Annotated in this window: 13 protein-coding genes; 2 read left to right on the top strand and 11 right to left on the bottom strand. The window is 68.2% G+C overall.

What is annotated here, in order from left to right:
* Nucleotides 1-62: 62 nt before the first annotated feature.
* The 8 genes from pbN1_RS06535 to pbN1_RS06505 all read right to left on the bottom strand — a co-directional run bounded on the left by pbN1_RS06535 (nt 63) and on the right by pbN1_RS06505 (nt 8,766).
* Nucleotides 63-281 (bottom strand): hypothetical protein, encoded by a 219-nt coding sequence (locus pbN1_RS06535; protein ID WP_210147680.1) that lies wholly within the window; start codon nt 279-281, stop codon nt 63-65.
* 335 nt (nt 282-616) lie between these two features.
* Nucleotides 617-1,852, bottom strand: coding sequence for an NnrS family protein (locus tag pbN1_RS06530; protein ID WP_169203804.1), 1,236 nt, complete (start codon nt 1,850-1,852; stop codon nt 617-619).
* A gap of 81 nt (nt 1,853-1,933) precedes the next feature.
* Nucleotides 1,934-3,523: an indolepyruvate oxidoreductase subunit beta family protein gene (locus pbN1_RS06525; protein WP_169203805.1), complete on the bottom strand. Its 1,590-nt coding sequence runs from the start codon at nt 3,521-3,523 to the stop codon at nt 1,934-1,936.
* Between the two features lie 10 nt (nt 3,524-3,533).
* Nucleotides 3,534-5,705 (bottom strand): ferredoxin family protein, encoded by a 2,172-nt coding sequence (locus tag pbN1_RS06520; protein ID WP_169203806.1) that lies wholly within the window; start codon nt 5,703-5,705, stop codon nt 3,534-3,536.
* Between the two features lie 23 nt (nt 5,706-5,728).
* On the bottom strand, nt 5,729-6,700 hold the full coding sequence (gene dctP / locus pbN1_RS06515; RefSeq protein WP_169203807.1) for a TRAP transporter substrate-binding protein DctP: 972 nt from the start codon (nt 6,698-6,700) through the stop codon (nt 5,729-5,731).
* 61 nt (nt 6,701-6,761) lie between these two features.
* A complete protein-coding gene (locus pbN1_RS20935) occupies nt 6,762-7,298 on the bottom strand; it encodes a TRAP transporter large permease subunit (RefSeq protein ID WP_280516178.1) in 537 nt (178 codons plus the stop codon).
* On the bottom strand, nt 7,295-8,077 hold the full coding sequence (locus tag pbN1_RS20930) for a TRAP transporter large permease subunit (RefSeq protein WP_280516177.1): 783 nt from the start codon (nt 8,075-8,077) through the stop codon (nt 7,295-7,297). Before pbN1_RS20930 ends, pbN1_RS20935 begins: the two co-directional genes overlap by 4 nt.
* A 155-nt stretch (nt 8,078-8,232) precedes the next feature.
* Nucleotides 8,233-8,766, bottom strand: coding sequence for a TRAP transporter small permease (locus tag pbN1_RS06505; RefSeq protein ID WP_169202945.1), 534 nt, complete (start codon nt 8,764-8,766; stop codon nt 8,233-8,235).
* Between the two features lie 214 nt (nt 8,767-8,980).
* On the opposite strand from pbN1_RS06505, the gene pbN1_RS06500 reads away from it, so the two are divergent.
* Together pbN1_RS06500 and pbN1_RS06495 are read left to right on the top strand one after the other, a co-directional pair.
* A complete protein-coding gene (locus tag pbN1_RS06500; protein WP_169202946.1) occupies nt 8,981-9,691 on the top strand; it encodes a YlmC/YmxH family sporulation protein in 711 nt (236 codons plus the stop codon).
* Between the two features lie 269 nt (nt 9,692-9,960).
* A complete protein-coding gene (locus pbN1_RS06495) occupies nt 9,961-10,665 on the top strand; it encodes a PRC-barrel domain-containing protein (protein WP_169202947.1) in 705 nt (234 codons plus the stop codon).
* Nucleotides 10,666-10,769: 104 nt separating this feature from the next.
* Here pbN1_RS06495 and pbN1_RS06490 read toward each other — a convergent pair whose 3' ends face one another.
* The 3 genes from pbN1_RS06490 to pbN1_RS06480 all read right to left on the bottom strand — a co-directional run bounded on the left by pbN1_RS06490 (nt 10,770) and on the right by pbN1_RS06480 (nt 15,743).
* A complete protein-coding gene (locus pbN1_RS06490) occupies nt 10,770-11,918 on the bottom strand; it encodes an ABC transporter substrate-binding protein (protein ID WP_169202948.1) in 1,149 nt (382 codons plus the stop codon).
* 217 nt (nt 11,919-12,135) lie between these two features.
* Entirely contained in the window at nt 12,136-13,329 is a 1,194-nt protein-coding gene (locus pbN1_RS06485; protein WP_169202949.1) for a CaiB/BaiF CoA transferase family protein, read from the bottom strand.
* Nucleotides 13,326-15,743 carry a xanthine dehydrogenase family protein molybdopterin-binding subunit gene (locus pbN1_RS06480; protein ID WP_169202950.1) on the bottom strand — a complete coding sequence of 806 codons (2,418 nt, stop codon included), beginning with the start codon at nt 15,741-15,743 and terminating at the stop codon, nt 13,326-13,328. Before pbN1_RS06480 ends, pbN1_RS06485 begins: the two co-directional genes overlap by 4 nt.

Below are 15,743 nucleotides of genomic sequence, written 5' to 3'. Positions count from 1 at the left end.
CCCAAGGCTGGCGCGGCAGGCGGATTGCTGCACTGCCCGCCGCCGCTGCGAGGCCGGGCCCGTTACAAGATGTACGAGCCCTTGATGCGACCTTCGAAGATCGCCATGTTGATACCGAAGTCGTCCACGGTTCCGGTGCTCGTGCCATCGACGGTCACCGCCACGGAGCGTCCGCCCCATATTTCGTGCAGTTCCTCGCGCGACAACGAACGGATCGCCCCGCCTTCCTCGCCTTTCTGTTTAGTGGTGACCGGCAGGTCCCCGATGGTCAGCTTTGACATGACATTTCTCCTCGTCCGGATCATTGAAGTTTCGACTGAGCCGGTGCAGCGCTCGATTGGACTTCAGCACGAGGTGTGCCAATAGGTCCGTGGATTGGGAGAGGCGGCCAAACGTCTGAAAATACGATGAAAATATTGTTTTCGCGAATTTCGTCCCGGTTTTCGGGGTGGGGGTGACGGGAGCATCCCGCCACTTTTCGGCGATCCGTTCGATGAAACCCGACACTTGTGCCGATCGATTCGCTTTTCCCCGCGCCGGACGAGCCGCGATCTTCCGGCGACGATGTCGCCTCGTTCCGGAGCGGTCCCGGCGTGTGAGCCTTGCCCCCTCCGCCCTAGCGCTTGCCGCCGCCGCGCGACAGGCTCGGGCCCGCGAGGATCGTGCCGAAGCGCGCGAGGTAGATCACGAACGCGGCGCTCCACAGCAGCGCCGCAATCGCGACCGCCCACGCGCCGAGTTCGTGGACTGTCACCGCGAGCCGGACCAGGGCCGCAGCGAACAGCAATAGGCCCGCGATGCGCATCGCGTTCGGCAGTGCGAGCGGGCGGCCGGTGTGGCGCAGGCTCACGCGCACCATCAGGCCGACCATCATCATGCCGAGGCTGCCGACGGTGAAAGCGTGCAGCCACGCGGCTTCCGCGACGACGCCGGTGAGTTCCGCGGCGGCTTTCAGCGCGAAGGCGAAGATCAGCCACGCGAAGCCGAGGTGCATGACGAGGACGAGCGGCACATCGGCGACGCGCCAGCCCTGCCAGCGCGCGACACGCCAGGCGTGGATCGAGGCGCAGGCGAATGCCGCGGCGCCGGTCCAGTGTGCCGGCGCAGCGGCCAGATCGAGCACGGCGAGCACGACCACGACGACGACTGCCGCGGCATCGAGGCCGGGATGGAACGGCGCCTGGTCGCCGCGGCCTTTCTCACGCAGCGCGTTGCCGGTGAAGATCGGCGTGAGGAGGCCGCCTTTCAGCACGTACAGCACGATCACCGCATAGATGCCGGCGCGCAGGCCGAGGCCGGCCAGGGCCGGGTCGGTCCCGGCAATTCCGGCGTGATAGGCGAGGTTGGCGCCAAAGAGCGCGGCCAGGATTGGCAGGAGCAGCAGGTAGAGTGGATTTGCCGCGCGCCACAGTTGCGGCGCGAGCATGACGAACATCGCGGGGAAAAGCAGGCTGTCGGCGACGGTGACCGACAGCGGCGGCAGCCACGGCGTCGTCCAGCTCGCGAGCCGGCCGGCGAGCCACAGCGCGACCAGCAGCGCGAGCCGGCCGCCGCGGATTTCCGGCGTGCCGGCCCAGCTCGGCAAGGCGGTCAGCACGATGCCGGTGATGATCGCGGCGGCGAAACCGAAGAGCATTTCGTGTCCGTGCCACAGCGCGAGCGGCGTCGTGGCCGAAACCGGCATGCCCCACGCGCCGAGATACGCGCCCGCCCAGACTGCCATCAGCAGCGGTGCATAGAGCGCGCCGAGCAGGTAGAACGGTCGGAAGGCGCTCGCCCACACGGGGGCCGACAGGGACGGGAATGGCGGCGGGGGCATGGGCGGAGCGGGAAATTCGTCGAGGGGCTTCATTCTATTCGGCCCCGGGCGCGGCAGCGTGCGCAACGAACATGACGGCGGCGCGTGGCCGAGCGGCTTTCGATCCGCGGTGCCTCAGGCCGCGGCATAACCCGGCCGGCGGGTTTCTTCCAGCGGCGTGAAAGGCCCGCGGAGAAGGCCCGCGAGCTGGGCGTCGAGCGCCTGGCCTTCCTCGTCGGCGAGCGCCGCCTCGCGCAGCCGGTGCAGCGTCGCGGCGGCGTCGGCCCGGCCGAGCAGCTGGTCGGCGGCGTCCATCAGGTGGGTGAAGCGTCTGTCGCCGCGGTCGTGCGTGCCGCTGTAGCCCTTGATCAGCCGGCGGCACTCGAGCACCTCGACGGCGAGCGCGTAGTCGGCAGGCGCGATGCGCGTCGCGCGGGCCAGCCAGTCACGCAGATGCGCGGTCTCGACCTGATGGCGCAAGGTGCCGCGGCGAAACCGGCGCATGCCGGCCGCGCAGTACAGCGCGAGGAACCCCATCAGCGTTCCGCTCCGCACGCGACGGCCTTTCTCGACATGGCGGCGGACGAAGCTGCTGAACGCTTTCGAGCGCTCGAGCTGGCGACCGAGGCCGGCCGGCAACGCGCCGCAGATTTCCTCGAGGCGCGGGTGCATGAATTCAGTCGTGTAGACGAGCTGGTCGGGTTTCGCGCCGACCTCGTCGCGCACGCGCGCAAAGCGGCTGCCGCGCGTCTTGAGGTCGGCGACGCGGATCACGTCGTCGTAGCTCATCGCGACCGCGACGTGCCGGGCGGCCGCGCGCGTCAGCGCCCAGTCGTTCGCGCCGCCGCTGCGTTCATCGAGCTCGCGCAAGGTGCCCAGCGTGCGCAGGTATTCGGCAGCGTAGGCGATGTCCTGGAAGTCGATCAGGCGGCGCAGGCCGGCGATGAGCATCGGCTGCGCGACCGCCGGAAAGTCGCGTGTCACGGCGTCGAGCAGCGCCTGCGCCTGCGGGTTGGCCGCGCGCTCCGGCACCTGCGGCGGCGGGCGCGACGTGTCGATCGGCGCAACGTCCGCGGGAGCCTGCGCGGCCGCGTCGAAGCCGAAGGCGAAGGCGCGCAGGCTCGCCTCGACGCCGACGCCGCCTTCGCGGATCGTCTGCTCGAACGCGGTGCGCGCGAACGGCAACGCATTGGCGCCCGCGATCGCCCCGAACAGGCTCGCCGAGATCACGCTGCCGGCGCGCTCGGCCATCTGCTGCAGGTCGAAGCACAGCAGCCGCTTCGCCGCCGCACGCCCCGCGTCGACGACCTTGTTCGGGTCGGCGATGCCGTTGCCCGGCGCGGCTTTCTCGGCGACCGCGTAGCTGCGGTGCGTCGAGGTGATCAGCGTCGTGCGGTCCGGCGTCACGAGGCCGCGCTGCATCGCCCGCCCGGCTTCCATCAGCTCGGCGGCGACGACGAGATCAACGTCGCCGGGCGTCGGCATCATCGCGAGCACCGGCGACCGGCCCGCGGCTTGCGCCGCCGACTCGGGCAGCAGTTCGAGGTAATAGACGGTCGCGCCGGTGCGCTGCGCGACACCCGGCACCGAGCTCGTCTGCGCCCACCAGCCGGCGCGCTCGGCCATCTCGACGATCCAGTCGGCGAGCACGCCGCCGCCCTGGCCGCCCATCGCGAGGATCGCGATCCTGATCGGCGTGCCGGGGTGAAGAGTGATGCGGTTCATCATGGTTTCCTCACAGCGCGCAGCGTGCGAGACGCGCGGCGCGACGGCGTTGCAGGAAGCCGATCGCCGCGCCGCGCACGCGCGCGAGCAGGCGGTCGCGCCGCGTCGGGTTGTGGATGATGTCGGCGCGGTAGAACGACGGGCACAGCACAGCCGCATCGGCGACTTCGCCGCAGTTGCCGCAGCCGACGCAACTGCTGTCTACGTGCGCGACCGGATCTTCTTTCAGCGGGTCGCCGCTGTCCTTCAACGTCAGCGACGGGCAGCCTGACAGGCGGATGCAGGCGTGGTCGCCGCTGCAGACATCCGCATCGACGCCGAAACGCTCCTTGACGACGCGCTCTCCGGCCTTCACCGCACTGTTGAAAAGCGGCTTCACCCGGCGCTGTCTGTTCAGCATGCATTCGGACTGGGCGATGATGACTTTCGGGCCCGGCTCCGGTGTCGTCAGCGCCTCTTCGAGCGCGTCGCGCAGCCGTGCGACGTCGTAAGTGCGGTCGATGACCCGCAGCCACTTGACGCCGACGCCGCGCACCGCGGCCTCGATCGGATTGTTCGTCGCGCGGTTGGGGTTGTCGGCGCGCGACGACAGGACGTCCTGGCCGCCGGTCGCCGAGGCGTAGAAGTTGTCCACGATGACGATGACGCCGTCGTACTTGTTGAACACCGCGTTGCCGATTCCGGAGGTCAGTCCGTTGTGCCAGAAGCCGCCGTCGCCCATCACCGAGATCGAGCGCCTGCCGCCCTTGACGTTGAACGCCGCGCTCGACGCCGCGCCGAGGCCGTAGCCCATCGTCGTCGCACCGAGGTTGAACGGCGGCAGGATCGAGAACAGGTGGCAGCCGATGTCGCACGAGATGTGGTGTTCGCCGAGGTCGGCCTCGACGAGCTTCATCGCGGCGAAGATCGGCCGCTCCGGGCAGCCGGTGCAAAACCCCGCAGGGCGCGCCGGCACGACGGTCGCGAGCGCCGCGATCTTCGGGTGGAAGCGCAGCGGCACGGCGGCCGGCTGCGGCGGGGAGGCCACTGCGGTCGGCGCGGGGGCAAGGGCGTGCGGCGCGTGCGCGGCGAGGAAGGCCTGGATGCCGTCGCGCATGACTTCGGTCGTGTATTCGCCGGCCATCGGCAGCACGTCCTTGCCGGCGAGCGCGGTCGCACAGCCCGCGCGGCGCAGGATCGCGTGCAGGTTCTGCTCGATGAAGTCCGGCTGGCCTTCCTCGATCAGCAGCACGGCACGCCTGGTCTCGCAGAATTCGAGCACTTCGGCGTCGATGACCGGATACGTCACGTTCATCACGTACAGCGGAATCCGCGTGTTGCCGAACGAATCGGCCAGCCCGAGGAGCTGCAGCGCGCGGATCACGCCGTTGTAGAGGCCGCCTTGCAGGATCAGGCCGATATCCGAAAAATCGCCGTCGAAGAACTCGTTGAGCTTGCGTTCGCGGATGAACTTCACCGCCGCCGGCCAGCGCTCGCGGACTTTCTCGTGCTCGTGCGTGAAGGACGCCGGCGGCAGCACGATGCGGCCGACGTCGCGCTTCGGATGCTCGAGCGCCTCGGCGAGCGTGAAGGCCGGGCGGCGGTTCTCGCGCGTGATGAAGCGGCCGTGCACGTGGCATGAGCGGATGCGCATCTGGAGCATCACCGGCGTGTTGCTCGCTTCCGACAGCTCGAAGCCGTCCTCGACCGCCTGCACGATCGATTCGAGGTTCGGGCGCGGGTCGAGCAGCCACATCTGCGACTTCATCGCAAACGCATGCGAGCGCTCCTGCATGATCGACGAGCCTTCGCCGTAGTCCTCGCCGATGATGACCAGCGTGCCACCGATGACGCCGCCCGACGCGAGGTTCGCCAGCGCGTCGGACGCGACGTTCGTGCCGACGGTCGATTTCCACGTCACCGCGCCGCGGATCGGGTACATCACCGACGCCGCGAGCGTCGCCGCCGCGGTCGCCTCGGACGCGCTCGCCTCGAAATGCACGCCGAGTTCGTCGAGGATGTCCTTCGCGTCGGCAAGGACGTCCATCAGGTGCGAGATCGGCGAACCCTGGTAGCCCGCTACATAGCCGACGCCCGACTGCAGCAGCGCCTTCGTCACCGCGAGGATGCCTTCGCCGCGGAACTCCTCGCCGGCGGGGATGCGCAGCTGCCCGACTTCCTTCTTGAACGAGCGCTCAGCCATGGTTCGAAACCGGGCTCGCCGGTTCAGCGGCCGCTGCCGAACAGCTCGCGAAGTTTCGCGACGTGCTGCGGGCTCGCCTGCTCGATGCCTTTCCAGCCGGCCTCGTATGCCCGGCTGCGGAACTGCGCGACCTGCTCGGCCGGAATCGGAACGCTCTCGATCTTTGCCGCGGCCTGCCGCGCCTTCTCCGCGTCGGCGGCGGCGAGATCGTCGACGTTGTGCGACTCGACCCACGCGACCTGTTTTTCGAGGAATGCGCGCTGCGCGTCGTCGAGCTTCTTCCAGGTGTTCTGGTTCATGTAGAAGCCGACTTCAACGTTGTAGAAGCCAGGCTCGATGCGGTATTTCGTCTTTTCCTGCCAGCCGAGATCGAAGATCCCGACCGACGGCCAGCCGTAGCCATCGACGACGCCGCGCTCGAGCGCGGTGAACACTTCGCCCGGCGGCACCTGCAGCGGCGTCGCGCCGAGCGACTGGAAGAACGCGCGATAGACCGGCACGCTGCGCAGCTTCAAGCCCGAAAAATCGCCGGCGCTGATCTTCTTGTTCGCGTAGATGTGGTATTGCAGCCCGTCGGAGACGCGCGCGAGCCACACCATGTTGCCCTTCTCGCGGTGGATGCGGTCGAGCAGCGCATGGCCGCCGTTCGCGCGCAGCTCGGCGATCGGTTTTTCGGCGAGCGAGCCGGCGATCGCTTCGGGTACCAGCGTCGCATGGAACACGCCGGTGGTATTGGCGAAGTCGACGACGCCGGCGCGCACCGCGTTGCCGACTTCGAGCGGCGGGATCGATTCGGGCCCGCCGACGACCTGGATCTTCACGAGGCCCTTGCCTTCGCGGTTGACCTTCTCGACGAAGGTCTTGAAGCGCTGGTTGAAGAACGTGTCCTGGCCGAAGGCGCTGACCGCCTTGAGCGTGACTTCCGCGGCGTGCGCACCGCCGCCGAGCAGTGCGATCAGGGCGCCGATGGCGAGTTTGCGGGTGGTGGGAGTCATCTTGTCGTTCTCCATAGGAGGTGGGGCGGGGCCGGGCCGGGCCGGAAAAGGGGCCGCGGGGTCAGTGCATCAGCCGCGGCAGGCCGACCGCGAGCCAGGGCAGGGCGACGATGAGGCCGAGCACGGCGACCTCGATCAGCACGAACGGCGTCGCGGCGGCGTAGATCTGGCGCAGCTGGATCGGCGGCGGGGCGACCGACTGCATCACCATCAGCAGCAGGCCGAACGGCGGCGTCAGCAGTCCGAGTTCCATCGACACCAGCATCATCACGCCGAGCCACACCGGGTCGATGCCGGCGGCGTTCGCGAGCGGCATGAAGAACGGCAGCGTGATCATCATCATGCTGATCTGGTCGATCACGCAGCCGAGCACGAGCAGGATCAGCAGCATGCCGAGCACGAGCATCAGCGGCGAGAGCTGCAGTTCGCTGATGACGCCGAGCAGGCCGCTGGTCGCGCCGGAGAAGCTCAGCAACTGCGCGAAGGTCGTCGAGGCGACGAGCACGAACAGGATCACGACCGACACCCGCGCGGTTTCGACCAGCGACTTGTGCAGCGCGCGCAGCGTCAGCGCGCGGTAGCAGATCGTCGCGGTCACCGACGCGACCGCGCCGATCGCGGCCGACTCGGTCGGCGATGCCCAGCCGCGAGCATGCTGCCGACGACCGCGGCGAAGATCGAAAACAGCGGCAGTACATCGCGCACGAACGGTTTCCAGCGCGCCCACGCGCCCGCCACCGGCGCGGCTTCGTCGATCGGTGCGAGTTGCGGATCGAGGCGGCAGCGGATGATGACATAGGCGAGAAAGCAGACGGCCATCAAGAGCCCGGGCAGGATGCCGCCAATCAGCAGCTGCGCGATCGAAATGCCTGCGAGGCTGCCAAGCATCACGGCGAGTGCCGACGGCGGGATCAGCATCGCGATGCCGCCGACGGCCATGATCGGCCCCATCGCCAGCGTCGGGTGATAGCCGCGCTTGAGCATCTCGGGCAGCATCACGCCGCCCATCATCGCAGTGTTCGCGATCGTCGAACCGGACAGCGCGGCGAACGTCGTCCCACCGAGCACCGACACCACCGACAGGCGCCCGGGCAGACGCGCGATCAGGCGTTCGATCGCCTCGATCGCGCGGAACGCGAGGCCGGTGTGGAACAGCACTTCGCCCATCAGCACGAACAGTGGGATCGGCGTCAGCGAGAAGCTGGTGATCGAACCGACCGAGTTACGCACGAGCTGGCCGAGTCCCGCCTCGCCGCCGAGAAAGACCCACGCGCCGACCAGGTTCACGCCGAGAAACGTGAACGCCACCGGAACGCCGATCGCCATCAGCCCGAACATCAGGCCGAGCATCAGCAGCAGTGCCCAGTACCATTCCATGTCAGGCCTCCCGCCGGGCCGCCCCAAGGGAGGCCTGCGCCCCCTTGGGGGGGTGAGGCAGGGGTTTCGCGGCGCAATGCGCCATGCCTGCCGAACGGGTCGGCTGTGCAAAGCCGACCCTCCTCGAACAAAGTGAGCGTGGGGGTTGTTTCACTTCAATTGCCTCCGGCGCCTGGCAGCGCGCGGACGAAGCGGCGCGCGAACTCGATCGCGAGCAGCGTGCACGCGAAGATCATCGGAATGTTCAGCCACCACTCGGGAATGACCAGCACCTTGAACACGAGGCTGCCCTGCGCGGCGGCGTCGCGGGCGACGGCGAGGGCCTGCCACGCGAGCACCGCGCAGATGACGAAGCACAGCAGGTCCGTGCCGAGTTCGAGGCGCAGCCGCAGGGGCGCCGAAACCTCGCGGACGAGGACGTCCACGCGGATGTGGTCGCCGAGATAGAGCAGCCACGGCGCCGCGACGAAAGTCGCGACCATCAGGATGTACTCGGTCATCTCGGTGCTCCACGCGATCGACCCGCCGCCGACGTTGCGTAGGGCGACGTCGGCGCACACCAGCAGCGCCATCGCGCCGAGCAGCAGCGCGGCGACAAGGCCGCAGGCGCTCATCAGATGATGGTAATAACAGCAGCGGAGCGAGCCGAACGAAACGGCCTGCCCGGCCGCTGCTTCCTGCAATGCCATGCTGAGCCCTCGCGGCGGTGCTGGATGGGAAACAAATTATTGGCGCATCCCGCGGTCTCCGTACCCCCCGGAAGGGGGGGCGGCGGCCGGTGATGGCCGGATTCGTGCCGGGCTTGCCCGACCGGCGCCTGGTTGCGAGATACCGGATGCCCGCCCTGCGCGGAACGCCGTTTGCTGATCGCAGTCTACGACCACAAAATCCAAGGAGGCAGCCATGCTTCTCAGGGCGAAGGGCGAATTGTTCGATCGACATCTCGTCGCCAGCGACGGCAGGATCGGCTCGGTGCGCGACGTGTATCTGGACGACGCGCGCTGGGTGGTGCGCTACCTCGAAGTCGAGGCGGGCGACGACGGCGTGGGCGGGCGCAAGGTGCTGATCTCGCCGTCCTCGATCCGGCGTGACGCCGGCAACGACCAGGAGGTCGCGGTCGCGCTAACCCGCGAGCAGGTGCGCAACAGCCCGGGGGCGGACCAGGACATGCCGGTGTCACGCCAGTTCGAGGAAGCGCACGCGCGCTACTACGGCTACCCGTTCTACTGGGACGGGCCTTACCTGTGGGGTTCGTCGCCGCACCCGGTCAGCGGCGGACCGTCGGTGACATCGACACCGCGAGGCGAGGTCGCCGGCGAGCGGGTGCGCGAGCTGAAGGAAGCCGAGCAGCGTGCCCGCGAGTCGCATCTTCGCAGCAGCGAGGAGGTGATCGGCTACCGCCTTGTCGCGACCGACGGGCCGGCCGGGCACGTCGAGGACTTCGTCATCGACGACAGCGACTGGAGGATCACGGATATCGTCATCGACACGCGCTGGCTGTCCGGCGACCACCTGCGGCTGCCGACCGACACCGTTGCGAAGGTCGACTGGGCGACGCGCGAAGTGCGCCTGAAGATTCCGCGCGCAGAGGTCGAGAAGGCACCGAAAGCGTAGACGGTCTACATGGGTGGCGGGGCCGGCCCGCCCGGGGCCGTCCGGCAAGAACTGCAGAGCCTTGAAAGAACTTCACCACCCACTTCCGGCCGTCCTCGCGCCCGCTGCGTCACCGCTGGCGGACACGTGCCAGACGACATTGCCGACGTCGTCCGCGACGAGCAGCGCGCCGCGAAGGGATGCTGAACGAGCCGGCACGGCAAATGATGAGACCGTGGCCGCCGGACGGAGCGGTTTTCGCTGCAACCAGCGGCATAAAGGAGGCCGCGATGTTCTATCGACTTACGAAGCTGCAGGGCTACTCGATCGATGCCGCCGACGGCACGATCGGCTGCGTCGAGGATGTGTACTTCGACGCCGAGTGGTGGGGTGTGCGCTATTTTGTCGTCAGGGCCGGGAACTGGCTGCGCGGGCGCGAGGTGCTGATCTCGCCGCGGGCGATTCGCCCGGGCGCCTGGAGCGGCGAAGCGATTCCGACGAACCTGAGCCGCGAGCAGATCGAGAAGAGCCCGCCCGTCGACACCGGGCACCCCGTCTCGCGACATTACGAAATGACGCATGCCGCCCATTACCGCGATGACCCTTACTGGAACGGCCCGCACAGCCGGGCCGGCGGCCCGTTCGGCATGTTGCTCGGAACGGCGCAACTGCAGCCGGGGAACGAGGGGCGCCAGTTGGAAGCCATTGCCGAACGCGAGATCGAGGCCGCTGAACGCTCTCATCTGCGCAGCGGCGCCGAAGTCGTCGGGTACGACATCGCGGCAATGGATGGCACGATCGGCACCGTCGAGGACTTCCTTATCGACGACGAGAACTGGAGCGTCGGTTACCTGCTCGTCGACAAGCGCAACTGGGTGGCGAGCGGGCACGTCCTGATCCCCGTCGAAGCGCTGGATTACATCGACTGGGGGGCGGGTTTGGTGCGGCTGACGATGACGCGGGACGAGGTCACGCGCAGCGCCGGTTATCCGTGAGCGGCGGTTCTGCGCCAGCACGCGCCCGGCGCAACACATCGACCGGGCCCGCAACCGGCAGGGGCGCGACGGGCGGGCGCCGCAGCGCCCCGCCCCGATGACGCTTATTTCGCCAGCGTCCAGCCGCCGTCCTTGACCGCGATCAGCACGCGGCCGCGTTCGTCGAAGCCGCTGTGGTCGTCCTTCGTCATGTTGTAGACGCCCTGCGTACCGATCAGCTCGGTAGTCCGCTCGAGGTTGTCGCGCAGCGCCGCGCGGAACTCCTTCGTGCCGGGCTTCGCGGTCTTCGCGGCGAGCGGGATCGCCTGCTGCAGCAGCAGGCCGGCGTCATAGACGTTGGCGCCGAAGGTCGCCGGCCGCGAGCCGTACGCCTTTTCGTACGCGGCGATGTACTCGGTCGCGACCTTCTTCGACGGGTTGCTGTCGGCGATCTCGGGCAGCACCAGCATCAGGCTCGCGGCGAGGATCGTGCCTTCGACCTTCTTGCCGCCGAGCTTGAGGAAGTCCGGCAGCGCGGCGCCGTGGGTCTGGTAGATCCGGCCGGTGTAGCCCTGGTCGCGCAGCGTCGTCTGCGGCAGCACCGCCGGGCCGCCGGCGGCGGCGACGAGCACCGCGTCGGGGTTCGCGCCGAGGATCTTCAGGCTCTGGCCGGTGACCGACGCGTCCTGGCGCTGGAAGCGCTCGTTCGCGGTGATCTGGATGCCCTTCGCCGCGGCGAGCGCGGAGAACACCTTGTACCAGTTTTCGCCGTACGGGTCGCCGACGCCGATGAAGCCGATCGTCTTCACGCCGCTCTTGACCATGTGCTCCATCAGCGCCCTGGCGATGATGTCGTCGTTCTGGGTGGTCTTGAACACCCATCGCTTCTTGTCGTCCATCGGCGTGACGACCGCCGCGGTGCCGACCGGCGCGAGCAGCGGCACGCCGGCCTCGGCGATGAACTGGATCACGCCCATCGCGTTCGGCGAGCCGGAGGGCCCGATGATCGCGTCGACGTTCTGTTCCGAGATCAGCTTCTTGACCGCGGTCACCGACGCAGTCGGGTCGCTCGCGTCGTCGAGCGCGATGTACTCGACCGTCAGGTCACCGATCTTCGCCGGCAGCAGCGCCACCGTGTTCTTCTGCGGAATGCCGACCAGCGCCGTCGGGCCGGTCGCGGACGAAACCACGCCGATTCTGACCTGCGCGTGGGCCGGCAGGGATGCTGTCAGGAAAAGGCCTGACAGGACCATCAGCATCGTTTTCATTTTCATGTTTTCTTGTCTCCTGCGGTGTGGACCAAAAAGACCGGATTGCTGCTGCGCGTGAAGAACTCAGGGTTCGGAAGACTTACCTCGCTGTCGCTGGAAAATGCTTTCCGGGATGCATGGGAAATACGGCGCGGGCTGCCTCTCCCGGTGCAGCGCCCGCGCCGGCTCGACACGCTGCAGTCGAGCCGCCTTTCGCTGCGTGCCGCGCGTTGCGGCACGCTCACCCCGCGACAATGCCCCGTTCGCGCAGCCGCGCGATCGCCTCGTCCGCGTAGCCGGCTTCGCGCAGCACCGTGCAGGTGTCCTGCCCGTACTTGGCCGGAAATGATAGTTCGCCGCTCGCGCCGGCGACGTCGACGGCCATCGGCTGCATGTGCACGAGCCGGCCGCCGGGCGTGTGCGTCGTCGTCAGGCGGCGGCGCACCGCCTCCATGTCGCGCACCGCGGGAATGTCGTGGATCGGCGCGTGCGGGATGGTCGCGTCGCGAAAATCCGCGGCGATCTCCGCCGTCGCGAAGCGCGTCGTCACCGCGGCCATGTCGCGGTGGATCGCGTCGCGCTCCTTGTGGCGCCCCTCGTTCGTCGCGCGCGGGGCAGCGCCGAGCGAGGCGAACTTCGGGATCTCGGTGAGCCGGCGCCACTGCACGTCGCTGCCGATCGCCATGTAGATGAAACCGTCCGCGGTCGGGTAGACGTTGGTGGGGATGAACTTGCGGTGCGCGTTGCCGCAGCGCGTGATCTCCGCGGGCTGGCAATCGAAGTCGAGCAGCGGCAGCGTCGTGATGAGCCACGACGCGGCGGCCTGCAGCATCGACACGTCGATGCGGCTGCCCTTGCCCGTCTCGGCGCGTTCGAGCAGCGCCAGCATGACGTTGGCGAAGACTTCGTCGCCCGCCTTGAGGTCGACGATCGGCACGCCGGCGAGCGTCGGCGGGCCGTCGGCGTCGCCGGTGAGCTCCATGTAGCCCGCCATCGCCTGCAGCACCGGGTCGTAGCCGGGTGCGTCCGGGTAGTCCGGTCCCATCGCCGAGATGCCGGCCCAGATCAGGTCGGGTTTCGTGCGGCTCAGCGTCTCGTAGTCGATGCCGAGCTGCGCGTAGCGGCGCGGCACGGTGTTGCAGCAGAACACGTCGACGTCGAGCTCGACGAGGAGGCGCCGCAGCAGCGCCTGGCCGTCGGGCTCCTTCAGGTTGATCGCGATCGCCTCCTTGCCGACGTTGGGCGCGATGAAATACGTGCGCCGGTCGTCATCGACGACGTTCGCGCCGATGTAGCGGTTCGGGTCGCCGGGCAGGCCGCCACCGGAGGGCGTCGATTCGAGGCGGATCACGCGCCAGCCGAGCTGGGCGAAGCGCAGCGTCGCGTACGGCATCGACAGCGCCTGCTCCATCGAGAGGACGGTGCGCCTTTTCATGTCGTCGTCACCTTCAACGCTTGCAAGTGCGGTTTTTCGGCCTTGCCGTGCAGCGCCCGATACACCGCTTCCGGCGTGAAGGGCAGCGCGACGATGCGCACGCCGGTCGCGTTGTAGATCGCGTTCGCGGCGGCCGCGGCGATGCAGATTGACGGCGCTTCGCCGACGCCTTTCGCGCCTTGCGGGCCTTCGCCGTCCATCGACTCGATGAACGAGATGTCCATCTCGGGGATTTCCGGCGCGGTGACGAGCTTGTAGTCGCGGAAATTCGGGTTGCGCGTGACGCCATTGTCGACGATCAGGTTCTCGGTCAGCGCGTAACCCTGGCCCATGACGACACCGCCCTCGATCTGGCCTTCTAGCCCCAGGCGGTTCAGCACGCGGCCGACGTCGTGCGCGCCGGTGACTTTCGTCATTTTCACGATGCCGGTGTCGGTGTCGACCTCGACTTCGACGACCTGCGTCGCCCACGCGTACGCGGCCGACACGTCACCCTTGAAGCCCTTGTCCTGATGCACGCTGGGCGGCTCGTAGTAGAAGGTCGTCATGACGAGCTCGGCCTTGTCGGAGAAGTGCAGGTTGCGCATCAGCCGCGCGAGCTCGACGACCGCCTCACCGGTGTCGGCCTGGATGACGAAGCCGCCGCGCAGGTCGAGTGCGCTCTCGTCGCAGCCGTGCTTCTTCGCCGCCGCCGCAAGGATCTTCGCCTTCGCCTTCTTCGCCGCGCCGATCGCCGAGTTGCCGGCGATGAAAGTAGTGCGGCTCGCATGCACGCCGACGTCCCACGGCGTGATCGCGGTGTCGTTGTTGACGACGGTGACTGCCGAGATCGGCAGCCCGAGCTCCTCGCAGACGAGCTGCGACAGCACGGTCTCCGAGCCCTGGCCGATCTCGGACGCGCCGGTGATCAAGGTCACGTTGGCGAAGTCGTCGAGCTTCAGGATCGTGCCGCAGCCGTCCGACGGGTAGATCTTCGCCCCGCCGCCGACGTGCAGCATCGACGCGATGCCGATGCCGCGCTTGACCGGGCCGGCGTCGCCGCGATGCGCGATGTTGTCGCGGTGCTTCGCCTGGAAGTGGCTGCGTTCGGCCGCGGTCGTCAGGCATTCCTTGAAGCCGCAGCTCTTGAACTTCATGCCCTGGCCGGTGACTTCGCCGGCGTCCTGCGCGTTCTTCAGCCGGAACTCGAGCGGGTCCATCTGGATCGCTTCCGCCAGCATGTCCATGTGCTGTTCGATGGCGAACGTCGCCTGCAGGTTGCCGTAGCCGCGGAACGACCCGGCGTACGGGTTGTTCGTGTACACCGCGGTCGTGTGGTAGTCGCACGCGGGCACGCGGTACAGCGACGAGAAGGTCTGCATCATGACGAACGGCGTCGTCGCACCCCACGACGTGTACGCGCCGTTGTCGTGCAGCGTGTGGACCTGGCGGAACGTCAGCGTGCCGTCCTTCTTGCAGCCGGAGCGCAGCGTCAAGAGCACCGGCTGGCGCGTCGGCGACGCGAGGAACTCCTCTTCGCGCGAGAACACCATCTTCACCGGCCGCTGCGCGGCGCGCGCGAGGAAGATGCAGATGACTTCGAACGGGTAGATGTCGAGCTTCGAGCCGAAGCCGCCGCCGATCGGCGGCTGGATGATGCGGATGCGGCTCGGGTCCATGTGCAGGTATTCGGCGAACTCGCGCTTGTGCAGGAACGGCACCTGCGTGTTCGAGTACATCAGGAGGTTCCCGGACGCGTCGAACTCGGCGATGATGCCCGACACGCCCATGCAGCAGTGCGTCACGTAATGCAGCTTGAACGTGTCCTCGAACACGACGTCGGACTCGGCTTCGGCCTGCGCGATGTCGCCGTGCGTGTAGTCGAACTGCATCGCGATGTTGTCGGGCTTGCCGGCGAAGGCGATCGGCGCATTCGGCTTCAGATGCAGGTGCTTGCCGTCGGCGCCGTGCGGTTCCGGATGGATCAGCGGCGCGCCGGGCTTCAGCGCGTCCTGCGGGTCGCTGATGATCGGCAAATCCTCGTATTCGACGCGGATCAGCTTCAGCGCCGCTTCGGCGATCTCCTCGGAGTCGGCGGCGACCGCGGCGATCTCGTCGCGCAGGCTGCGCACGCGCTCGCCTTTGAGCGGCAGGTGGTCGCGCGCGACGCCGATCGGCTGCTGGTCCGGCACGTCCGCTGCGGTCAGCACGACATGCACGCCGGGCAGCGCTTTCGCCGCCGACGTGTCGATCGAGACGATGCGCGCATGCACGCGCGCCGAGCGCAGGATCTTCGCGTGCAGCTGGCCCGGCAGCACCATGTCCTGGATGTAGCGCGTCTTGCCGGCCGCCTTCTCGGGCGCGTCCTTTTTCTGGATGCGCTTGCCGATCAGCGTGTCGGCCTCGATGAAATGGGTCTTCTCTGCAACATTCAT

It is taken from the genome of Aromatoleum bremense (assembly GCF_017894365.1).
GTDB lineage: Bacteria > Pseudomonadota > Gammaproteobacteria > Burkholderiales > Rhodocyclaceae > Aromatoleum > Aromatoleum bremense.
Note: the sequence above shows the minus strand (reverse complement) of the source record. Positions and strands in the feature narration are given on the sequence as shown.